The sequence below is a fragment of the Pseudomonas sp. SK2 genome (assembly GCF_016772395.1).
GTDB lineage: Bacteria > Pseudomonadota > Gammaproteobacteria > Pseudomonadales > Pseudomonadaceae > Aquipseudomonas > Aquipseudomonas taiwanensis.
This window is the reverse complement of sequence record NZ_CP061944.1, coordinates 669147-684857: the sequence shown is the minus strand read 5'-3', so window position 1 is coordinate 684857 and position 15711 is coordinate 669147. Positions and strand designations below refer to the sequence as shown.

Sequence of the window (15711 nt, the reverse complement as noted above, 5' to 3'; positions counted from 1 at the left end):
AGGATCACGAGAACCGCCATGAGCGAAGATCGATCGAGCAACGGGCAGAAGTCCTGGCTGGGTAAACTGACCCAGGCTTTTGCCCATGAGCCGAAAAACCGCCAGGAGCTCCTCGAGCTGCTGCGTGAAGCCCATCAGAACAAGCTGCTCGACAGCGAAGCGCTGACCATCGTCGAAGGTGCCATCCAGGTCGCGGACCTGCAGGTGCGCGACATCATGGTGCCACGCTCGCAGATGATCAGCATCAAGGCTACCCAGTCGCCACGTGAGTTCCTGCCTGCGGTGATCGACGCCGCCCACTCGCGCTATCCGGTGATCGGCGAAAGCCATGACGATGTGCTCGGGATCTTGCTGGCCAAGGACCTGCTGCCGCTGATCCTCAAAGAGAACGGCGACAGTTTCAACATCAAGGACCTGCTGCGCCCCGCCACCTTCGTGCCGGAATCCAAGCGCCTGAACGTGCTGCTGCGTGAATTCCGCGCCAATCACAACCACATGGCCATCGTCATCGACGAATATGGTGGTGTGGCGGGCCTGGTGACCATCGAGGACGTGCTCGAGCAGATCGTCGGCGACATCGAAGACGAACACGATGTCGAGGAAGACAGCTACATCAAGCCACTGCCAAGCGGCGACTTCCTGGTCAAGGCACTGACACCGATCGACAACTTCAACGAGTTCTTCGACAGCGAGTTCTCGGACGACGAGTTCGACACGGTCGGCGGCCTGGTGATGAGCGCCTTTGGCCACCTGCCAAAGCGCAACGAGACTACCGAGATCGGTTCCTACAGATTCCGTATTCTCAACGCCGATAGCCGGCGGATACACTTGCTGCGCCTGACACCGATCACCCGCTAAGGACAAACATGCGTTGGATCACCCGCCCCGGCTGGCCCGGTAACCTGCTGGCCATGGCGGCCGGCGCCTCCACTCTCCTGGCCTTGGCGCCATTCGACATCTGGCCGCTGGCCCTGGTGTCCATCGCCCTGCTCTACCTCGGCCTGCGCGAGCTCAGCCCGCGCCAGGCCATGGGCCGCGGTTGGTGCTTCGGCTTCGGCCTGTACGGTGCCGGCACCTGGTGGATCTACGTCAGCATGAACACCTATGGCGGTGCTTCTCCGCTGCTGGCGACTCTGCTGCTGCTGGCGTTCTTCGCGGCGCTTGCCTGGTTCTTCGCCTTGCCCACCTGGCTGTGGGCGCGCTGGCTACGGCGCAATGAGGCGCCCCTGGCCGATGCCTTGTGCTTTGCTGCGCTGTGGTTGTTGCAAGAGGCCTTCCGAGGCTGGTTCCTGACCGGTTTCCCGTGGCTATACGCAGGCTATAGCCAGCTGGACGGTCCGCTGGCCGGGCTTGCCCCGCTGGGTGGCGTGTGGCTGGTGTCCTTCGTTCTGGCCATGAGCGCTGCGCTGCTGTGCAACCTGCCGCGTCTGCGGGCACGCCCGTCATTCCTGGCGGTCGGCATCGTGCTGCTGCTGGCACCCTGGGGCCTGGGCCTTGCGCTCAAGGGCCACGCCTGGACCACCCCGGTCGGCGACCCGCTCAAGGTCGCTGCCGTGCAAGGCAACGTCGAGCAGGACCTGAAGTGGGACCCCGCCCATATCGACGCACAGCTGGCGCTGTACCGCGACATGAGCTTCACCTCCAAGCCCGTGGACCTGCTGGTCTGGCCCGAGACAGCCGTACCGGTGCTCAAGGACCAGGCGCAGGGCTACATCGACGTGATGGGGCGTTTTGCCGCCGAGCGGCATTCTGCGCTGATCACCGGCGTACCTGTGCGGCAAGTGGTGCACCACCAGCGCCGCTACTACAACGGTATCACCGTCACCGGTGAGGGCGATGGCACGTATCTGAAGCAAAAGCTGGTGCCGTTCGGCGAATACGTGCCACTGCAGGACATGCTTCGGGGGCTGATCGAGTTCTTCAACCTGCCAATGTCCGACTTCGCCCGGGGACCTGAAGACCAGCCGCTACTGCAAGCCAAGGGCTACCAGATTGCGCCGTACATCTGCTACGAAGTCGTTTACCCGGAATTCGCCGCCGGCCTGGCTGCCCGCAGCGACCTGTTGCTGACCATCAGCAACGACACCTGGTTCGGCACCTCGATCGGCCCGCTGCAGCATCTGCAGATGGCGCAGATGCGTGCCCTGGAAGCTGGCCGCTGGATGATCCGGGCCACCAACAACGGGGTCACCGCGCTGATCGACCCATTCGGCAAGATCACCGCGCAAATACCGCAATTCCAGCAGGCGATCCTGTATGGCGAGGTGGTGCCCATGCAGCAACTGACACCTTATCTGCAATGGCGCTCGTGGCCGCTGGCGATCGTCTGTGCGCTGTTGCTGGGTTGGGCGTTGGCAGCCGGGCGGATCGCGAAGACCGTTTGACGACACGGGACAGGCGAGGGCTGCAGCGCAGCCCTTTCGCGTCGCATGGCCGCGCCCATCCAAGAACTTCGGGGCTTGGAAACAACAGCCCTGGGCAAGAGCCGAGAGCGTGCGGGGCACTGCTGGAGCCGGTTTGCCGGTGAACGGCCATCTCAATAGAACAACCGATACCCTAGCAACCCCACCGCCTCATTGAGCAACTGCCCGCTTTGCCACACCGCCCGGCTCTCCGGCAGCAACCCGCCAAACGGCCGCGCATGATCACGCCCAAGAAATCCCATCGGCGCCACCACCACCTCGAAGCCCGCCTGCTCGAAGCTCCAGCGCGAGCGCTGCATGTGCCATGCCTGCGTCACCAGCACTACCCGGCGAATACCCAAAGGCTGAAGCAGCCGGGCGCTGAGCTGGGCATTCTCCCAGGTCGTACGGCTGGCTTCTTCCTTCCATTTGACGCCAACGGCAAAGTCCTCCTGCAACCGGTCGGCCATCAACTGCGCCTCACTCGGCGGCGTGCCGTAGTGCAAGCCGCCGCTGGTCAGCACCGGCAGGCCAGAGGCCTTGGCCAGACGCGCCGCAAAGCGCATGCGCTCCAGCGCCAAGGCGCTGGGCTGGTCGCCACCGCCCCAGGCCGGATCGCCCCGTTCACGCCCGGCCCCCAGTACCACGATGGCATCGGCCCGGCTCGCCAGGCCCGCCCATTCACCAACAGCCAGAGGCGGTTCGGTCTCCAGCAAACGCGCCGACTCCTGCACCACCGCAGGCAGGCTCATCAACCACAAGCCTCCGAGCCCGACAGCAAAGCACAACGCCGCTAGGCGCGGGCGCCTGGCACGCAGCCACCAGGCAGCCAGCAAGAGCAGGAACAGGATGCCGGGTGGCATCAACCATTGTTTGATGAAGAATCGAATCGGCATTGGCACACCTCCATGGAAGGCGTGCAGCCTAAGAGGATCGGCGTCGGGCAACAAGAGTGCGACCGACGCCGATCATAGGGTGTATATCGAAGCACCGGCGCACGATGGCCTGCGCCTTTAATCCTGAACGGCTAACGATTTGGCAGCGTCCTGGATCTTGCCGTGCCGGTGGAGCGTCGCTTGTCCTTGAGCCAGATGATCTTTGCCGAGGCCGGCTCCGCTTGCGGGTATGCGCCAACGCAGGCATTTCGGCGTTCCGGGAGCGACTCCAGGTAGGCCTTGATCACTTCGAACTCTGCATGGCTCAAGCCGCGCAGTTCCAGCTCGGCGGGCATCTCGTCGCGCAATCGTACCGAGGTCCTGGCAACTTCCAGCGCCAGCCCAAGACGGTCGATCAGGCGTTCGTAAAGCTCCGGTTTGATTGCGGGTAGCTGCGTCTCTCCCATCCGTTCACCTCATTGAAGATAAGAATATCTCCCCCCAACCATGAGCTTAGCGTCACTGTAAAAAGCAGCCGACCCCTGCGACCAGCGGACGTTCGCAATCAGGGTTTCCCACGATGTGCGGCGCTGCTGTATGCTACGGCGTTCACGCTCACGACACCGGAGTGCCGGACGCAGCGAGGTTCCGCTGCCTGGAACAAGGTCTCTTCTCTCTCAGCCAAAAGTAGCCATGCACGAACAATACACGCCCCGTGATATCGAAGCCGCCGCCCAGAAGTTCTGGGACGAGCAACAATCGTTCGCTGTTACCGAACAGCCAGGCAAAGACACCTACTATTGCCTATCGATGTTCCCGTACCCGAGCGGCAAGCTACACATGGGCCACGTTCGCAACTACACCATCGGCGACGTGATTGCCCGCTACCAGCGCATGCTGGGCAAGAACGTCCTGCAACCGATGGGCTGGGATGCTTTCGGCATGCCCGCGGAAAACGCCGCGATGAAGAACAACGTCGCGCCGGCCAAGTGGACGTACGAAAACATCGACTACATGAAGACCCAGCTCAAGAGCCTGGGCCTGGCCATCGACTGGGCACGTGAGGTCACCACCTGCAAACCCGACTACTATCGCTGGGAGCAGTGGCTGTTCACCCGCCTGTTCGAGAAAGGCATCATCTACCGCAAGAACGGTACCGTGAACTGGGACCCGGCTGACCAGACCGTACTGGCCAACGAACAGGTCATCGATGGCCGTGGCTGGCGTTCGGGCGCGCTGATCGAGAAGCGCGAAATCCCGATGTACTACTTCCGCATCACCGACTACGCCGACGAGCTGCTGGAAAGCCTCGACGAGCTGCCGGGCTGGCCTGAACAGGTCAAGACCATGCAACGCAACTGGATCGGCAAGTCGCGCGGCATGGAAGTGCAGTTCCCCTACGACCAGGCGAGCATCGGCCACGAAGGTACCCTGAAGGTCTTCACCACCCGTCCGGACACCCTGATGGGCGCCACCTATGTCGCCGTCGCCGCCGAGCACCCGCTGGCCACCCAGGCCGCCCAGGGCAACCCGGCGCTGCAGGCATTCATCGACGAATGCAAGAGCGGCAGCGTTGCCGAAGCCGACATGGCCACCCAGGAGAAGAAAGGCATGGCCACTTCCCTGCTGGTCGAGCACCCGCTGACCGGCGAGAAGCTGCCGGTCTGGGTCGCCAACTACGTGCTGATGCATTACGGCGACGGCGCTGTAATGGCTGTTCCAGCCCACGATGAGCGCGACTTCGAGTTCGCCCACAAGTACAACCTGCCAGTCAAGGCAGTGGTACGCACCAGCGCTGGCGACGAAGTCGGCAGCGAATGGCAGGCGGCCTATGGCGAACACGGCCAGCTGATCAACTCCGGCGAGTTCGACGGCCTGGACTTCGCGGGCGCATTCGACGCCATCGAAGCAGCCCTGATCCGCAAGGAGCTGGGCAAATCGCGCACTCAGTTCCGCCTGCGCGACTGGGGTATCAGCCGCCAGCGCTACTGGGGCTGCCCGATCCCGATCATCCACTGCCCATCCTGTGGCGACGTGCCAGTACCAGAAGACCAACTGCCGGTCGTCCTGCCGGAGAACGTGGTACCGGACGGCGCTGGTTCGCCGCTGGCGCGCATGCCCGAGTTCTATGCGTGCACCTGCCCGAAATGCGGCACCGCAGCGAAGCGCGAAACCGACACCATGGACACCTTCGTCGAGTCCTCCTGGTACTTCGCCCGCTACGCATCGCCCAACTACGACAAGGGCCTGGTCGACCCGAAAGCGGCCAACCATTGGCTGCCAGTCGATCAGTACATCGGCGGTATCGAGCACGCGATCCTGCACCTGCTGTACGCGCGCTTCTTCCACAAGCTGATGCGCGACGAAGGCCTGGTCACCTCCAACGAACCGTTCAAGAACCTGCTGACCCAAGGCATGGTGGTCGCCGAGACCTACTACCGCGTTGCCAGCAACGGCGGCAAGGACTGGTTCAACCCGGCCGACGTCGAAGTCGAGCGTGATGCCAAGGCCAAGATCATCGGCGCTCGCCTGAAGACCGATGGCCTGCCGGTTGAAATCGGCGGCACCGAGAAGATGTCGAAGTCGAAGAACAACGGCGTCGACCCGCAGTCGATGATCGAAGCCTACGGCGCCGACACCTGCCGCCTGTTCATGATGTTCGCCTCGCCGCCCGACATGAGCCTGGAGTGGTCCGACTCCGGCGTCGAAGGCGCAAGCCGCTTCCTGCGCCGTGTCTGGCGTCTGGCCCAGGCCCACGTTATCCAGGGTCTGCCGGGCAAGCTGGATGTCGCCGCCCTGGACGACGCGCAGAAGGTCATTCGCCGAGCCATCCACGCTGCGATCAAGCAGGCCAGCAATGATGTCGGCCAGTTCCACAAGTTCAACACCGCCATCGCCCAGGTGATGACCGTGATGAACGTACTGGAAAAAGCCCCGCAGGCCACCGAACAGGACCGCGCCCTGCTGCAGGAAGGCCTGGAAGCCGTGACCCTGCTGCTGGCCCCGATCACCCCGCACATCTCCCATGAGCTGTGGAAGGCACTGGGCCATGACCAGGCCGTGATCGACGCCAGCTGGCCAGTTGTCGATGAAAGCGCACTGGTGCAGGACACCGTGACCCTGGTCGTCCAGGTCAACGGCAAGCTGCGTGGCCAGGTGGAAATGCCGGCCGCCGCAAGCCGCGAGGAGATCGAAGCCGCAGCCCGCAGCAACGAGAACGTCCTGCGCTTCACCGACGGCCTGACCATCCGCAAGGTCATCGTGGTACCGGGCAAGCTGGTCAACATCGTCGCCAACTGATGGCAACGCCCGCCCGCAGCCTATGCGGGCGGGCGGAATCGGCTCACAAGGGAGCAACAACATGATCAAACGCAATCTGCTGGTAATAGGCCTGGCCGTCGTGCTCAGCGCCTGTGGTTTCCAGCTGCGCGGCACCGGTACCACCGAGCTGAGCGTCAAAGAGATGGACGTCAGCGCGCGCAACGCCTACGGCGAGACCGTGACCCAGCTGCGCGAAGTGCTGCAGCGCAGTGGCGTCAACGTTCACGCAGGCGCACCCTACCGCTTGGTGCTGACCAACGAGAAAGAAAGCCAGCGCGCCGCGACCTACAGCGGTGGCAACCGCTCGGCCGAATACGAGCTGACCACCGAGCTGGACTACAGCATCCTGGGCCTGAACAACCTCGAACTGCTCAGCGACAAGCTGGAAGTCCGCAAGATCTACATCCACGACGGTTCCAACATCACAGGTTCCGACCAGGAAGCCGAACAGGCCCGCACCGAGATGCGTCGCGACCTGGTGCAAGCCATGGTCGTGCGCCTGCAGATGCTGACGCCGACGCAGCTTGACCAGTTGCAGCAGGAAGCCGACGAACGCGCCAAGGCAGAAGCCGCCGCACTGGAGGCCGCTCGCCGCCAGCAGGCCGAGACGCCACAGCAATCGCCGCTGGAAGTTCCGGGCAACTAAGCCCGTGCGGGGCGCCCCAGGGTGCCCCGCCTGTTTCCCATGAAGCTCTCCCCCGCCCAACTCAACAAGCACCTGCAAGGTGCCCTGGCGCCGGTCTATGTGGTCAGCGGTGACGATCCGCTGCTGTGCCAGGAGGCCGCCGATGCCATCCGTACCGCAGCCCGTCAGCAAGGCTTCGACGAACGCCAGGTGTTCAGTGCCGACGCCAACTTCGACTGGGGCACCCTGCTCCAGGCGGGCGCCAGCCTCTCCCTGTTCGCCCAGCGCCGCCTGCTGGAGTTGCGCCTGCCCTCGGGCAAGCCCGGCGACAAGGGCGCCAGCGCGCTGATGGAGTACTGCGCCAAACCTGCCGAGGACACCCTGCTGCTGATCAGCCTGCCCAAGCTGGACGGCAGCGCGCAGAAGACCAAATGGGGCAAGGCGCTGATCGAAGGGCCCCACTGCCAGTTCATCCAGATCTGGCCGGTGGATACTCAGCAACTGCCACAGTGGATCAATCAGCGCCTGTCCCAGGCTGGCCTGTCGGCGCAGCGCGATGCCGTCGACCTGATCGCCGCACGGGTCGAGGGCAACCTGCTGGCCGCCGCCCAGGAAATCGAAAAGCTCAAGCTGCTCGCCGAAGGCAACCAGATCACCGTCGAAACCGTGCAGGCGGCAGTTGCCGACAGCGCCCGCTTCGACGTATTCGGGTTGGTCGATGCCATTCTCAATGGCGAGGCAGCCCACGCCCTGCGCATGCTCGAAGGCCTGCGTGGCGAAGGTGTCGAGCCACCCGTGATCCTCTGGGCGCTGGCCCGCGAGTTGCGGTTGCTGGCGGGCCTGGCGCAGCAGTTCAGCCAAGGCGTGCCGCTGGACAAGGCCTTCAGCCAGGCGCGACCGCCCGTGTGGGACAAACGCCGCCCCTTGGTCAGCAAGGCCCTGCAGCGTCTCTCCGCGCAGCGTTGGGCGCAATTGCTGCAGGACGCCCAGCGTATCGATGCGCAGATCAAGGGCCAGGCCGAGGGCTCGCCATGGACGGGGCTTGCCAGGCTATCGCTGTTGATGGCCGGACAGCGTCTGGTCCTGCCCCCCGAATGAGCCTCTTGGCCGACACGCAGCTCCTGCACACCCGCCAGGTACCAGAGTGCCGTGACGACGAACCACGGCGATAGGCCGCCGGACCATAAACACAATCAATTGGCCTCACCCTGCCCACAGGCCTACAGTGCGCCCCGACACCCACCCCAACGGGAATTGCACCATGAGCAAAAAGCCGAAAAAGCACGGGCCCAACAAGGCCAAGTCCATCGTCGCCCAGCCCCTGTTCCGATGCCGACAAGAACGACCGAACAAGGGCAAAGGCAGCTACCGCCGCGAAGCCTTCCAATCGAGAGATTGGGAGGCTTCGTACTTTTTGGCAGCATGAAAGCATCGCGAGCGCAGGCATGGTATGGTCGGCACCTGACCTGCAATTCTGGATCTGTGCATGCTTCTCAGTCTTCGCCCTCGCTGGAAAACCCGCCAACTGATCGTGGCATCCAGCCTCATCCTGCTCGTCGCCTGCGCGGAGAAACCCACCGCCGCCGACGCCCTGCCGCTGGCACCCGCCCAGCCCGCCCCGGTAGTGACGCTGCCTACCGCAACGCCTGACGTCAGCACTGAAATCCAGCCTCTGCAAACCTTCGCCCAGTGGCAGGCCGGTTTCCGCCAGCAAGCCCTGCAAGCCGGTATTGCGGCCAACACCTTCGACCGTGCATTCCTTGGCGTGACGCCAGACATGGACGTGATCAAGGCTGACCGCAGCCAACCTGAATTCACCCGTCCGGTATGGGAGTACCTCGAAGGTGCCCTGTCGCCGCTGCGCGTACGCAACGGCAAGAAGCTGCTGGAGCAGAACGCCGAACTGTTGAGCCGCATCGAGCAACGATATGGTGTCGACCGCCAGGTGCTGGTCTCGGTATGGGGCATGGAGAGCAACTTCGGCCAGTTCCAGGGCAACAAGTCGGTGATCCGCTCGCTGGCTACCCTGGCCTATGAAGGCCGCCGCCCACAGTTCGCCCAGGACCAACTGATCGCTGCCCTGCAAATCCTGCAGAACGGCGACATCCAGCCAGACGCCATGCGCGGCTCCTGGGCCGGTGCCATGGGCCAGACCCAGTTCATCCCGACCACCTACAACACCCATGCAGTGGATTTCGACGGCGATGGCCGCCGGGATATCTGGAACAGCACCCCCGACGCCCTGGCCTCCACCGCTCACTACCTGCAGAGCTCGGGCTGGAAACGCGGCCAACCGTGGGGCTTCGAGGTCCAGCTGCCGGCCGGCTTCGATTACTGGCAAGCTGATGGCGCGCTGCGCAAGCCTGTCTACGAGTGGCTGCAGATGGGCGTGAAACTGCCCGCCGGCACGCAGTTGCCTTCGGGCAGCAACCAGCTGTCTGCCGCACTCCTGCTGCCGGCCGGCGCACGCGGCCCGGCGTTCCTGGTCCTGGACAACTTCCGCGCGATCCTCAAGTACAACAACTCGTCGTCCTATGCCCTGGCCGTGAGCCTGCTGGGGGACCGTTTCAGTGGCTGGGGCTTCATCGCCGGCAGCTGGCCGAAGGAAGACCTGCCGCTGAGCCGGACCGAGCGCGTTGAACTGCAAAACCTGCTCAACGCCAGCGGCCATGAAGCAGGCAATGCCGACGGCATCATTGGCGCGAACACCCGCAAGGCCATTCGTAATGCCCAGCAAGGGCTGGGATGGCCGGCGGATGGGTATCCGACGCACAAGTTGCTCGAGAGCCTGCGTCAGCAGTGATTCTGGAGGAGTGCTTTGCACTCCATCGCCGGCAGGCCGGTTCCTACAGCGCACGTGTGTATCCGTAGGCGTCTGCTTGCCGCCGATTAGCCCGCAAGTCATCCACAAACCCACCGCACTCGCGTAAACTGCCAGCCTTCGCGCAGCCTCGGGCTGCCCCTGTCGATTTACCAAAGGTGCCCGCCATGCCTTGGCTGCAAGTACGCCTGGCCATCAGCCCGGAACAAGCCGAAACCTACGAAGACGCCCTGCTCGAAGTGGGCGCCGTCTCGGTGACGTTCATGGACGCCGAGGATCAACCGATCTTCGAGCCCGACCTCAACACCACCCCACTGTGGTCGCACACCCATCTTCTGGCCCTGTTCGAAGCCGACGCCGAGCCGGAGCATGTGTTCGCCCACCTGCGCCTGCTGACCGGCGATACGTTGCCCGAGCACCACGCCGAAGTGATCGAGGACCAGGACTGGGAGCGCAGCTGGATGGACAACTTCCAGCCGATGCGCTTCGGCCAGCGCCTGTGGATCGTGCCAAGCTGGCACGAGGCGCCCGAGAAAGACGCGGTCAACCTGCTCCTCGACCCCGGCCTGGCATTTGGTACCGGCACCCACCCGACCACCGCCCTGTGCCTGGAATGGCTCGATGGCCAACAGCTCAAAGACACCCAGGTGCTGGATTTCGGCTGTGGCTCGGGCATCCTGGCCATCGCCGCGCTGCTGCTGGGCGCCCGTGAAGCGGTCGGCACCGACATCGACGTACAGGCCCTGGAGGCCTCGCGCGACAACGCCCAGCGCAACGGCATCGCCGATGAGCGCCTGGCCCTGTACCTGCCTGAAGACATGCCGGCCATGCAGGCCGACGTGTTAGTCGCCAACATTCTGGCCGGCCCGCTGGTTTCGCTGGCACCGCAGTTGTCTGGCCTGGTTCGTCCAGGTGGCCTGCTGGCCCTGTCGGGCATTCTCGCCGAGCAAGGCGAAGAAGTGGCCGCTGCCTACGCCGCCGACTTCGAGCTGGACCCGATCGTCGTCCGTGACGGCTGGGTGCGCATCAGTGGTCGCCGCCGATAGGCAGGCCTAGAATAAGTCTCTGCACAGCTCCCGGATTGCCGCATGACCGACAGTTTCGTCACCCAGTGCCCGCATTGCCAAACCAGCTTTCGCGTCACCCATCACCAGTTGAGCGTGGCGCGCGGCGTAGTACGTTGCGGCCACTGCCTGCAGGTGTTCAATGCGGCCAAGCAACTGTTGGAGCAAAACCGTGCTGGCGCCGCTCGCGCGCCCGTACCGCCAGCAGAGCCTGTCGCGGCACCTGCTCTCGCGCCGCTACCGCCGGTCAGCGAGCCTGCTGCCGAGCCGCAAGACTGGGCTGCCACCGCGCAAGCGCTGGACGCACTCGACCTGGACCAGGAACTGGCCCGACTCGAGCGACGTGGCCAACCGGCAGAGCCACACATCCCGAACAGCGACAGGGCACTGCACGCCCGTCGTGACGAGCCCGCCCCGCCCGATCTGGCAGACGAGCCGTTCGGCAACGCCATCGACGAACCACCTGAACCGCTCGAACCCCAAGCTGCGGCCGAGCCTGCCCCCGTCTTGCTGGAGCAGGAGCCACTGGAACGGGAGCCTGAACCCGGCGACCGCACCGAGCCGACCCTGGGCACGACCCTGGACCTGGATTTCGACGACGAACCGCCAGCGCGCTCAAGCACCGAGGTCGAGCCGCAAGAGACCTTCAGCGAGCCGCTCTCGGTAGCCGAGGATGAAGTCCACGTCAAAGGCCTGAGCGCCCGTGACGATGACGACACCGACCTGCACCTGTCGGCCCGTGACGACGAACCGTTCGAGCCGGTGCCGGGCGAGCGCATCGAACCCGACCTGGTCGCCAAGGCCGAGCGCCCGGCGCGCAAGGAACCCCTGGTCGATGTGGTCGACGACCCGCTGCAACTGGACTGGGAGAAACCCCGACCCAACTGGGGCAAACGTCTTTTGTGGGGCCTACTGACGCTAGTGGCCGCAGGCCTGCTGGCCTTCCAGTACATCTGGTACCACTTCGACGAGATGGCCCGCCAGGACCAGTACCGTCCTTGGTTCCAGCAAGTCTGCCCGCTGCTGGGCTGCGAGGTGCCGACCCGCGTCGACATATCCCGCATCAAGAGCAGCAACCTTGTGGTGCGCAGCCACCCCGACTTCAAGGGTGCACTGATCGTCGATGCGATCATCTACAACCGCGCGCCCTTCGCGCAGCCATTCCCGCTGCTGGAGCTGCGCTTTGCCGACCTCAACGGCCAGTTGATCGCCAGCCGTCGCTTCAAGCCCAGCGAGTACCTCTCCGGGGAGCTGGCCGGGCGTGGCGAAATGCCCAGCCAGACCCCGATCCACATCGCCCTGGACATTCTCGACCCGGGCCCCAAGGCCGTGAACTACAGCCTCAGCTTCCGCTCTCCCGAGTGACCGGCGGTGTCGGGCCGGCATCTTGCCGGCGCTGGCCTGCTGTCGCAAACCTTCGGGCATAAGGCCGCAGCTGTTCAGATTTTATCCAAATCCATCTTTATCCGGTCACCGAGAGCGGGTATCATGCCAACCCTTTTTCGGACTCCAATGATTCGGCCCCACAACAGGGAACACCTATGTCGGCGGTACGCATCGGCCCTTATACACTGCGAAACAACCTGATCCTTGCTCCTATGGCCGGGGTTACGGACCAACCTTTCCGCACACTTTGCAAGCGCTTGGGCGCAGGCATGGTGGTATCGGAAATGGTGACCAGCGACATGAGCCTGTGGAACAGCCGCAAGTCCAGCCTGCGCCGCATCCATGAAGGCGATCCCGAGCCTCGCTCGGTCCAGATCGCCGGGGGTGACGCGCAGATGATGGCAGCGGCGGCCCGGGCCAACGTCGAAGCTGGCGCCCAGATCATCGACATCAACATGGGCTGCCCGGCAAAAAAAGTCTGCAACAAAGCCGCAGGCTCTGCTTTATTGAGAGATGAAGCCTTGGTCAGCGAGATCCTCCACGCCGTAGTCGGTGCAGTGGATGTCCCGGTGACGCTGAAAATTCGCACGGGTTGGGACCGGGCGAGCAAGAACGGCCTGAACGTGGCGAAAATCGCCGAGCAGGCCGGCATCCAGGCGCTGGCGGTACATGGCCGCACACGCGCCGACCTGTATACCGGCGAAGCCGAATACGACACCATCGCTGCCATCAAGCAGGCGGTGTCGATCCCGGTTTTCGCCAACGGCGATATCACTTCGCCAGAAAAGGCCCGGGCGGTGTTGGACGCCACCGGCGTCGACGGCCTGTTGATTGGCCGGGCTGCCCAAGGGCGGCCTTGGATCTTTCGCGAGATCGAGCATTACCTGAGGACTGGCCAGCAGTTGCCAGCCCCCACGCTGGACGAAGTGGAACGCATCCTGCTGGAGCACCTGGCCGCGCTGCATGCCTTCTATGGCGATGTAATGGGCGTACGTATCGCCCGCAAGCACGTCGGCTGGTACCTGGCAACAAGACCCGGTGGCAAGGAGTTTCGCTCCCGGTTCAACGCTTTGGAAGACACACAAGCGCAGTGCGCCAACGTTCGCGCCTTTTTCAGCGAGCGTCGACAGAGCCTTGAGACAGAGGACGGACAAGGGGTGGCCGCATGACGATGATGACCGAGACATTAGTGAGTGGAACAACGCCCGTGAGCGACAACGCCAACCTCAAACAGCACCTCAACACGCCGAGCGAAGAGGGCCAGACCCTTCGCGACAGCGTCGAGAAGGCGCTGCACAACTACTTCGCCCACCTGGAAGGCGCTACCGTTACGGACGTGTACAACCTGGTGCTCTCTGAAGTCGAGGCGCCCCTGCTCGAATGCGTGATGAACTACGTCAAGGGCAACCAGACCAAGGCCAGCGAGATGCTCGGACTCAACCGTGGCACCCTGCGCAAGAAGCTCAAGCAGTACGACTTGTTGTAAAGCCAGAATCCCAATCAGAAAAGGCGGCCTCTGCAAAGGGACGCCTTTTTTGCTGACTCCACCGCGTTATTGGAACCCGAAATGACCGACCAGACTACCCGCCTGCCAGTCCGCCGCGCCCTGATCAGCGTCTCCGACAAGACCGGTATCCTCGAATTCGCCCGTGAGCTGCAACAGCTCGGTGTCGAGATCCTGTCCACCGGCGGCACCTACAAGCTGCTCAAGGACAACGGCGTGAACGCGGTGGAAGTGGCCGACTACACCGGCTTCGCCGAAATGATGGATGGCCGGGTCAAGACCCTGCACCCGAAAATCCACGGCGGCATCCTGGGCCGCCGCGGCATCGACGATGCCATCATGAACGAGCACGGCATCAAGCCGATCGACCTGGTCGCCGTCAACCTGTACCCGTTCGAAGCCACCATCGCCAAGCCGGGCTGTGACCTGCCAACCGCCATCGAGAACATCGACATCGGTGGTCCAACCATGGTCCGTTCGGCCGCCAAGAACCACAAGGACGTGGCCATCGTGGTCAACGCCAGCGACTACGCCAGCGTCCTTGAGAACCTCAAGGCCGGTGGCCTGACCTACGCCCAGCGCTTCGACCTGATGCTCAAGGCCTTCGAACACACCGCCGCCTACGACGGCATGATCGCCAACTACATGGGCACCATCGACCAGGCCAAAGAGACCCTGAGCACCGAAGGCCGCAGCGAATTCCCGCGCACCTTCAACAGCCAGTTCGTCAAGGCCCAGGAAATGCGCTACGGCGAGAACCCACACCAGAGCGCGGCGTTCTACGTCGAGGCCAAGAAAGGCGAGGCCAGCGTTTCCACCGCCCTCCAACTGCAGGGTAAGGAGCTGTCGTTCAACAACGTGGCCGACACCGATGCCGCGCTGGAGTGCGTGAAGAGCTTCGTCAAGCCAGCCTGCGTCATCGTCAAGCACGCCAACCCATGCGGCGTGGCCGTCGTCCCTGAAGACGAAGGCGGCATCCGCAAGGCCTATGACCTGGCCTACGCCACCGACACCGAGTCGGCCTTCGGCGGCATCATCGCCTTCAACCGCGAGCTGGACGGCGAAACCGCCAAAGCCATCGTCGACCGTCAGTTCGTCGAAGTGATCATCGCGCCGAAAATTTCCCAGGCCGCCCGTGAAGTGGTTGCCGCCAAGCAGAACGTGCGTCTGCTGGAGTGTGGCGAGTGGCCTACCGAGCGCGCCGCCGGTTGGGACTTCAAGCGCGTCAACGGTGGCCTGCTGGTGCAGAGCCGCGATATCGGGATGATCACCGCCGATGACCTGAAGATCGTCACCAAGCGCGCCCCGACCGAGCAGGAAATCCATGACCTGGTGTTTGCCTGGAAAGTGGCCAAGTTCGTCAAGTCCAACGCCATCGTCTACGCCAAGCAGCGTCAGACCATCGGTGTCGGTGCTGGCCAGATGAGCCGCGTGAACTCCGCCCGTATCGCCGCCATCAAGGCGGAGCATGCCGGCTTGCAGGTTCAGGGTGCGGTCATGGCATCGGATGCGTTCTTCCCGTTCCGTGATGGCATCGACAATGCGGCTAAAGTGGGTATCAGCGCCGTGATCCAACCCGGTGGCTCGATGCGTGATGCCGAGGTGATTGCTGCTGCTGACGAAGCCGGCATCGCGATGGTCTTCACCGGCATGCGCCACTTCCGCCACTGATTTACGGCAATCGGCCGCACTGAAGCAGGTATCTGCTGCGTT

Annotated in this window: 14 protein-coding genes; 12 read left to right on the top strand and 2 right to left on the bottom strand. The window is 63.7% G+C overall.

Features of this window, described 5'->3' with window-relative positions:
* Positions 1-18 precede the first annotated feature (18 nt).
* Both IF103_RS03005 and lnt read left to right on the top strand, forming a co-directional pair.
* On the top strand, positions 19-858 hold the full coding sequence (locus tag IF103_RS03005; RefSeq protein ID WP_023378556.1) for a CorC family transporter: 840 nt from the start codon (positions 19-21) through the stop codon (positions 856-858).
* 8 nt (positions 859-866) lie between these two features.
* Positions 867-2384 (top strand): apolipoprotein N-acyltransferase, encoded by a 1518-nt coding sequence (lnt, locus tag IF103_RS03000; protein WP_023378555.1) that lies wholly within the window; start codon positions 867-869, stop codon positions 2382-2384.
* A gap of 152 nt (positions 2385-2536) precedes the next feature.
* On the opposite strand, the gene IF103_RS02995 is transcribed toward lnt, so the two are convergent.
* Together IF103_RS02995 and IF103_RS02990 are read right to left on the bottom strand one after the other, a co-directional pair.
* Positions 2537-3298, bottom strand: a complete 762-nt coding sequence (locus tag IF103_RS02995; RefSeq protein WP_027907992.1) for a YdcF family protein — start codon at positions 3296-3298, stop codon at positions 2537-2539.
* 131 nt (positions 3299-3429) lie between these two features.
* The gene (locus tag IF103_RS02990; protein WP_023378553.1) at positions 3430-3744 is read right to left on the bottom strand and encodes a hypothetical protein; all 315 of its coding nucleotides are present in this window, start codon (positions 3742-3744) and stop codon (positions 3430-3432) included.
* A 226-nt stretch (positions 3745-3970) separates the two neighbouring features.
* Between IF103_RS02990 and leuS the strand changes: the two genes are divergently transcribed.
* The 10 genes from leuS (at position 3971) to purH (ending at position 15669) form a co-directional block, all read left to right on the top strand.
* Positions 3971-6577: a leucine--tRNA ligase gene (gene leuS, locus IF103_RS02985; RefSeq protein WP_202675851.1), complete on the top strand. Its 2607-nt coding sequence runs from the start codon at positions 3971-3973 to the stop codon at positions 6575-6577.
* Positions 6578-6638: 61 nt separating this feature from the next.
* The gene (locus IF103_RS02980; RefSeq protein ID WP_023378551.1) at positions 6639-7244 is read left to right on the top strand and encodes an LPS-assembly lipoprotein LptE; all 606 of its coding nucleotides are present in this window, start codon (positions 6639-6641) and stop codon (positions 7242-7244) included.
* A gap of 39 nt (positions 7245-7283) precedes the next feature.
* A complete protein-coding gene (gene holA / locus IF103_RS02975; RefSeq protein WP_027907991.1) occupies positions 7284-8321 on the top strand; it encodes a DNA polymerase III subunit delta in 1038 nt (345 codons plus the stop codon).
* 163 nt (positions 8322-8484) lie between these two features.
* A complete protein-coding gene (gene arfA / locus IF103_RS02970) occupies positions 8485-8649 on the top strand; it encodes an alternative ribosome rescue factor ArfA (RefSeq protein ID WP_023378548.1) in 165 nt (54 codons plus the stop codon).
* Between the two features lie 60 nt (positions 8650-8709).
* A complete protein-coding gene (locus IF103_RS02965) occupies positions 8710-10026 on the top strand; it encodes a lytic murein transglycosylase (protein WP_027907990.1) in 1317 nt (438 codons plus the stop codon).
* Between the two features lie 185 nt (positions 10027-10211).
* Positions 10212-11090 (top strand): 50S ribosomal protein L11 methyltransferase, encoded by an 879-nt coding sequence (gene prmA, locus IF103_RS02960; RefSeq protein ID WP_023378546.1) that lies wholly within the window; start codon positions 10212-10214, stop codon positions 11088-11090.
* A 42-nt stretch (positions 11091-11132) separates the two neighbouring features.
* Complete coding sequence (locus IF103_RS02955; RefSeq protein ID WP_104882995.1) at positions 11133-12473, top strand: DUF3426 domain-containing protein; 1341 nt, start codon at positions 11133-11135, stop codon at positions 12471-12473.
* 176 nt (positions 12474-12649) lie between these two features.
* A complete protein-coding gene (dusB, locus tag IF103_RS02950; RefSeq protein ID WP_027907988.1) occupies positions 12650-13663 on the top strand; it encodes a tRNA dihydrouridine synthase DusB in 1014 nt (337 codons plus the stop codon).
* Positions 13660-13980 carry a DNA-binding transcriptional regulator Fis gene (fis, locus tag IF103_RS02945; RefSeq protein ID WP_011535876.1) on the top strand — a complete coding sequence of 107 codons (321 nt, stop codon included), beginning with the start codon at positions 13660-13662 and terminating at the stop codon, positions 13978-13980. Before dusB ends, fis begins: the two co-directional genes overlap by 4 nt.
* A gap of 81 nt (positions 13981-14061) precedes the next feature.
* Complete coding sequence (gene purH, locus IF103_RS02940; protein WP_104882996.1) at positions 14062-15669, top strand: bifunctional phosphoribosylaminoimidazolecarboxamide formyltransferase/IMP cyclohydrolase; 1608 nt, start codon at positions 14062-14064, stop codon at positions 15667-15669.
* The last annotated feature ends 42 nt before the right edge of the window (positions 15670-15711 follow it).